This is a genomic window from Nostoc sp. CHAB 5715, assembly GCF_020829685.1.
In the GTDB taxonomy this organism is placed as follows: domain Bacteria; phylum Cyanobacteriota; class Cyanobacteriia; order Cyanobacteriales; family Nostocaceae; genus Nostoc.
In genome coordinates, this window is the sequence record NZ_JAIVFR010000825.1 from 1 (window position 1) to 3,454 (window position 3,454).

A 3,454-nucleotide genomic window follows, 5' to 3' on the forward strand; every position below is an offset into this window, starting at 1 on the left:
CGCCATAATTGAATACCCACCACCCTAAACCTGCAACATATCTCAACTTTTCCCAATCATCGCCTTGATTGGGAAAATGAGGAGTCCACATTAAATCAAAGGTTGATTGTTTTAACAAAGTTGCAGGGCGATCGCACTTCCTAGTAGTTCTGCCAAGTCACAAGCTGCAATAGCAATCTCACACAGTACCCACAAACAAAAGCTTACCCTTGAACTGAAATAGTTTCGACAAGCCTGTGCCAAATCTCGTCCTGTAGCAACACCCAAACGCACACATAGCGATTGCAGCAATATTGCCATCAGGTTCGACATCAGAATTACTGTCAACAGGGTATAGCCAAACTTAGACCCCCCGGCGATATCTGTTGCCCAGTTGCCAGGGTCCATATATCCGACTGAAACCAGATACCCTGGCCCTGCATAAGCCAGCATCTTGCGCCAAAAGCTCTTACTGTCGGGAATTCTAATACTGCGGTGAACTTCAGGGAGACTGGGGCGGTTTTCGGGGCGAGTCATTTGTTTTCTGAGGAAATATTTTCATATTCTTCTCATAATCTCAAAAAATCCGGACTAAACATCAATCTCTAGTAGCAAAATTTTTCCTGATGTAACTGTAACCATAATGATGAGCAACTTGCTTGCTTTATGCTTTCAAAGTTGCTCATTTTATCCTTACAGTGAAAGCCTTGCGGGGAAGTTGCAATTTAAGCTCTAGCATGTTCCTTAGCCTTCAGATTCTGACCAGGCTCAATCTCAACTAACATCAGTTGTCCTGTCTAAGTTCTGGTCATACCACGATACTGGGTCTTCCAATGGTTCAAGATGGGTAAGGACATAGGTTCCTGGCAGCGATCGCATAATCATAGCAGCCGCCAAAGCCGTTACCCAAAAATAAGCACCGCCAAGCCAAGCAAACACGCTTCCTGCACCCGCCAGTGCGATGGTGGGAAGAGCCATTGGGAGAACGCAACCTACACCACAAACAACGGCTCCAGTCGCAGCGGCAAGAGCAGCAGTGCGGGCAGCCTTCTCTGTGGTTTTAAAATGCTGTTTTTTTGAACTCATTTCAATAATGCTTCCTCTCTTGTTGGGCAATATCTGAAACCGAACTCTGTCCGGCAAAAGCAACGAATTGTTGGAATAAAAAATCAGCCGCTTCTTTGGCATCATCGGGAGCCGTGATCGTAAGCCGTACCTCCCGGTCATCTTCGTGAAGAGCGAAAGCTAAGAAGGCACAGCATTCCTTTTCCTTGCGTACCATCTCGTATACCTGCTCCGCAGCTTGAGGGGCATATCTAAGCTCAAGCACAAGTCCGCGCCGCTCGTAGCTCTGCAAAGCAATGCGCGTCAATTCAGTAATCCATGCTAAACGGTCTTGAAGATTGTCTCTTGTTAAGGTGCAAGCAATCGGCAGGGGTTCCTGCGCTTTTTCCTTTGTCATCTGTTTCTCACGCCCCAGTTACTACTATGTGATTCTTGCCATAGGCATTGGTCATACGCTACAACTTAAAGCTAACTTTAAGTCAAGGGGAAATTTTGTATGACCATAGGAGAGCTTGCGTCAAAAAGTGGCATCCCTGCTTCTACTATTCGTTATTGGGAACGGATTGGCGTGTTGCCTCCCGCTCTGCGCGTCAGTGGGCAGCGTCGCTATGCACAAGATGCCATTTATCGTCTTGCTGTGCTTAAGTTGGCTCAAGTTTGCGGTTTCCGACTCAATGAAATGCAGCATTTGATGCATGGATTTCGCACAGGAACTCCAGCTTCTCAGCGGTGGCAGGAGCTAGCGTGTCAAAAAAAGCGTGAATTGGATGCACAGATAAAACGGCTTCAGGCGATGCAAAGGGTTGTAGATAACGTTTTGCATTGCGATTGCGCGGACTTATCGCAATGTGGGCGCATGGCAGCAACAGTCATTCAGGAAGCGGTACAATGAAAATTCTGTTCTGGTATCTGATCGCGGCTTTGGGAGAAATCTCAGGATGCTATGCTTTTTGGGCATGGTTAAGGCTAGGAAAAAGCGGACTATGGATTTTACCAGGTATCTTAGCGCTGATTGTCTTCGCTTTTGCTCTAACTAAAGTCGATGTTCCCATTGCTGGAAGGTTATTTGCGGCCTATGGCGGTATCTATATCCTCTCATCGGTTTTTTGGTTATGGTTAGCTGAGGGAGTCAAGCCGGATAGATGGGATTTACTTGGCGTTACCATCTCTCTGATAGGGACAGTTGTCATTTTGTTTAGCCCACATCACCTGTAAACAAAGACTATTTTATTAACGCTTTACTTGAATATCTTATTTCTCATGAATTGTTAAAATTATTCTTTACAAAACTGTGCCAAGAATCAAATCAAAATCTAATCATTTCACTCATCTAAATGTTCTGCCAAAGAGCAATATAAATTGATGATGTGATTGTCAGCCAAGCTGTAATAAACATTTTTACCTTCTCGACGATAACTAACTAAACGCATCGCTTTTAATAATCGCAATTGATGAGAAACAGCTGATTCCGTCATTTTCATCAATGCAGCTAAATCACAAACACATAATTCTTGGGAGGCCAAAGCTGATATCAGTCGCAGACGATTCGGATCTCCAAGTATTCCAAAGACTTCTGCCATTTGTTTTGCCTTGTCTATAGACAAGATTTGTGTTTGAATTGACCGCACATTATCCAGATGCACCAAATGGGTATCACACTTTGGTACGCCTGCATTCTGAAGCAATTCCAACTCTTCTTCGCTTTGGCGCTTGTTCATGGCATTAAGTATAGGCAATGGTTATCACTTTCAATTTTAACTAAAATTAAAGTATTGTACAGTTGAACATCTATTCAATTGTTGTATTAGAATATTGGCAGTTAACTTTTTCGCCTTGGTTGCAATGCCATGACTCAAACTCCTTCCCTCAAAACCCAAACTTTGCAAATTGGTGGTATGGACTGCGGAAGCTGCGCCAAGACGATTGAAGTCGGTTTGCAGCAGTTAAATGGTGTTACAGAAGTAAAAGTAAACTTTACGACAGGCAAAGCCAGGGTTTCCTATAACCCAGAAATCTTGAGTGAAAAGACTATCTATGACCAAATTAGAAGTTTGGGTTATACGGTTGAACAGAGTCATGACCATAACGTCGATGTAACTCCTGTGAAAACGCTACAACTACAAATCGGCGGGATGGATTGTGGCAGTTGTGCCAAGACGATTGAGGCTGGGGTGCAGAAGATAATAGGCGTAAAAGAAGCATCGGTCAGCTTTGCCAGCGAACGATTGCAAGTATCCTATGACCCGCAACTGGTAAATGAGACGGCAATTTCTGACCAGATTAAAAGTTTGGGTTATACCGATAGTGATTTTAGCAGCGATCGCCATTGCTTTAATACCAACCTTGGCATTTGCTCAATCGTTCAACGTCTGGCTTTACCGGGCATTGGTGATGTTGGTAATAGCTTGCC

Annotated in this window: 7 protein-coding genes; 3 read left to right on the plus strand and 4 right to left on the minus strand. The window is 44.1% G+C overall.

Going from position 1 to position 3,454, the window contains the following annotated elements:
• Positions 1–111: 111 nt before the first annotated feature.
• The 3 genes from LC574_RS31970 to LC574_RS31980 form a co-directional block, all read right to left on the minus strand.
• On the minus strand, positions 112–516 hold the full coding sequence (locus tag LC574_RS31970) for an Nramp family divalent metal transporter (protein WP_229457614.1): 405 nt from the start codon (positions 514–516) through the stop codon (positions 112–114).
• 237 nt (positions 517–753) lie between these two features.
• A complete protein-coding gene (locus LC574_RS31975; RefSeq protein WP_229457616.1) occupies positions 754–1,065 on the minus strand; it encodes a hypothetical protein in 312 nt (103 codons plus the stop codon).
• 1 nt (position 1,066) lies between these two features.
• Positions 1,067–1,441 (minus strand): hypothetical protein, encoded by a 375-nt coding sequence (locus tag LC574_RS31980; protein ID WP_229457617.1) that lies wholly within the window; start codon positions 1,439–1,441, stop codon positions 1,067–1,069.
• A 99-nt stretch (positions 1,442–1,540) separates the two neighbouring features.
• Here LC574_RS31980 and LC574_RS31985 point away from each other — a divergent pair, with 99 nt between their 5' ends.
• Both LC574_RS31985 and LC574_RS31990 read left to right on the plus strand, forming a co-directional pair.
• Entirely contained in the window at positions 1,541–1,936 is a 396-nt protein-coding gene (locus LC574_RS31985) for a MerR family transcriptional regulator (RefSeq protein WP_229457618.1), read from the plus strand.
• Positions 1,933–2,259, plus strand: coding sequence for a YnfA family protein (locus LC574_RS31990; RefSeq protein WP_229457620.1), 327 nt, complete (start codon positions 1,933–1,935; stop codon positions 2,257–2,259). Before LC574_RS31985 ends, LC574_RS31990 begins: the two co-directional genes overlap by 4 nt.
• A 107-nt stretch (positions 2,260–2,366) precedes the next feature.
• On the opposite strand, the gene LC574_RS31995 is transcribed toward LC574_RS31990, so the two are convergent.
• The gene (locus LC574_RS31995; protein ID WP_229457623.1) at positions 2,367–2,762 is read right to left on the minus strand and encodes a metalloregulator ArsR/SmtB family transcription factor; all 396 of its coding nucleotides are present in this window, start codon (positions 2,760–2,762) and stop codon (positions 2,367–2,369) included.
• A 129-nt stretch (positions 2,763–2,891) separates the two neighbouring features.
• Here LC574_RS31995 and LC574_RS32000 point away from each other — a divergent pair.
• A partial coding sequence (locus tag LC574_RS32000) for a heavy-metal-associated domain-containing protein (protein WP_229457621.1) occupies positions 2,892–3,454 on the plus strand: 563 nt, incomplete at its 3' end.

Bases quoted from the DNA above. Each gene is read 5' to 3' on its own strand.
- LC574_RS31970 (WP_229457614.1), bottom strand. From the start codon at position 516: ATGACTCGCCCCGAAAACCGCCCCAGTCTCCCTGAAGTTCACCGCAGT.
- LC574_RS31975 (WP_229457616.1), bottom strand. From the start codon at position 1,065: ATGAGTTCAAAAAAACAGCATTTTAAAACCACAGAGAAGGCTGCCCGC.
- LC574_RS31980 (WP_229457617.1), bottom strand. From the start codon at position 1,441: ATGACAAAGGAAAAAGCGCAGGAACCCCTGCCGATTGCTTGCACCTTA.
- LC574_RS31985 (WP_229457618.1), top strand. From the start codon at position 1,541: ATGACCATAGGAGAGCTTGCGTCAAAAAGTGGCATCCCTGCTTCTACT.
- LC574_RS31990 (WP_229457620.1), top strand. From the start codon at position 1,933: ATGAAAATTCTGTTCTGGTATCTGATCGCGGCTTTGGGAGAAATCTCA.
- LC574_RS31995 (WP_229457623.1), bottom strand. From the start codon at position 2,762: ATGAACAAGCGCCAAAGCGAAGAAGAGTTGGAATTGCTTCAGAATGCA.